The sequence below is a fragment of the Collinsella sp. AF02-46-1 genome, assembly GCF_003465825.1.
In the GTDB taxonomy this organism is placed as follows: Bacteria; Actinomycetota; Coriobacteriia; order Coriobacteriales; family Coriobacteriaceae; genus Collinsella.
The window spans coordinates 1-1889 of the sequence record NZ_QSBV01000048.1 but is presented as its reverse complement, the minus strand read 5'-3'; the positions used below and the strand labels follow the sequence as shown (position 1 = coordinate 1889).

Annotated in this window: 2 protein-coding genes; both read left to right on the top strand. The window is 53.7% G+C overall.

Going from position 1 to position 1889, the window contains the following annotated elements; genetic code table 11:
- The first annotated feature begins 175 nt into the window (after window positions 1-175).
- Entirely contained in the window at window positions 176-1078 is a 903-nt protein-coding gene (locus tag DWV20_RS09790; RefSeq protein WP_233539823.1) for an aminotransferase class I/II-fold pyridoxal phosphate-dependent enzyme, read from the top strand.
- A 78-nt stretch (window positions 1079-1156) separates the two neighbouring features.
- Window positions 1157-1300 carry a hypothetical protein gene (locus DWV20_RS10100; protein ID WP_233539822.1) on the top strand — a complete coding sequence of 48 codons (144 nt, stop codon included), beginning with the start codon at window positions 1157-1159 and terminating at the stop codon, window positions 1298-1300.
- Window positions 1301-1889: the final 589 nt, after the last annotated feature.

Genomic DNA, 1889 nt, shown 5'->3' with positions numbered 1-1889 from the left:
GCGCTGCATGAGCATGCCCTTCTGGCGCGAGGACCTCTAAGGTTTTCAAAGACCCGTACAGGTCTTACTACAAACATCTAGCTGACATTAGATGTCTCCCAATGGGACGGTGCGGTTCTTTCGCACCGTCCCATTCATGTTTATTGACGCTAAATTAAGATCAGATAAGGTGGCCATGGATATCAAGACAATTGGCGTTGAGGATTGGCTCAACGTTTGGGAGAAGAGTGCTACCTGGGATATCGCTCAGTCGACGATCTCGTCGCTGACCATGGGTGAGCTTCGCGCACTTGACGAGCAGGACGGTGCTACGTTCTACGAGCGCCTGGATCGCGAGAAGATGAATTACGGCTGGATCGAGGGTTCGCCGGAGTTTAAGGCCGAAGTCGCCAAGCTGTATCGTCGCGAGGTCAATCCCGATCACATTTTGCAGACCAACGGCTGCACGGGCGCGAACCTCAACGCCATCATGGCCGTGGTCGAGCCCGGCGACCATGTGATTGCCGAGTGGCCCACCTATGCGCCGCTCTATGAGATTCCGCGTACGCTCGGTGCCGAGGTCGAGTATTGGGAGCTTCGCGAGGAGCTCGGCTGGAAGCCCGATATCGAACAGCTCAAGCACCTCGTTCACCCCAACACCAAGCTCATCTGCATCAATAACGCATCGAACCCCATCGGTACGGTGCTCGATGCCGATACGCTCGGCCAGATTGCCGAGATCGCCCGTTCGGTGGGCGCCTATGTGCTGTGCGACGAGGTGTATCTGCCGCTCGAGAACACCGAGTCCTTTATATCGATGGCCGACGTGTACGAGAAGGCCATTGTCACCAACTCGGTGTCCAAGACCTATTCGACGCCTGCGGCTCGCGTGGGCTGGGTCGTGGCCAACGAAGAGGTCTCCAACAGCATCCGCACCTATCGTGACTACACCATGATCTGCGGCGGCGTGTTCAACGACGCCCTGGCGACCTACGTGCTCGAGCACAAGGATAAGATCCTTGAGCGCAACCGCAAGATCGTGTTTGACAACCGTGATATCGCTCAGGCATGGATCGATACGCAGAGCCGCGTCTCTTGAACGGCGCCGCAGGGCGTATCCACCTCGTTTATCCAGCTGGATATTCCCGAGGACGATGAGGAGTTCTGCAAGCGCCTGTTGGCCGAGAGGGGAGTGCTGCTGGTTCCCGGCAGCCGCTTTGAGCTTCCCTGCGGCGCGCGTCTGGGCTACTGCGCGAGCGAAGACGTTCTTCGCGAGGGCCTGAGGCTTCTGGGCGAGGCACTGGCGGAGTTCGATCGCTAGGATTCCGACGGCTCTCAAAGCCGCTCAAATCTGTCTACGATTATCGATAACAGACCCGTTTCCCATGAGGGGAGCGGGTCTGTTTTTCTATACCGAGAAGTCAAGTTGTTACAAATGAGGCCGTAAGGCGAGCCGGTGTTCGTTGGGCCTTATACTGAACTTCCGGTGAACGGTACCAAGCGTCTGGTAAACGGTAATATGCATACCAGAAATGAATAGGACAAACTTTTTTCTGAATAAAAATGAAAATGGTTGAGACTCGGTATGAATCGCTAATTCTATTCATAGCTTTATTAGAAATATGCAATTTGAGGGTGGTTTAATAAAGTTAAGTTCCATTTGCTATTTGGACTGAAAACGCGTTTTAGCACGTAAATACACTTTATTATATCAAAGTGTGCCATGCGTGAAGTATATGTGTATGCCGTTCACCCCTCATATAAAACCGTTCGTGGGCGAGGTGGAAGTATGGACTGATTTTGGATATAAATATGTCGTCAGCAATAACGCCTCACACGGAGGGGCGCTAACGAATCGGCCCTGACAGGGGCCCGAAAGAAAGGTAGGAGGCCATGACGAAAGGTCTGCA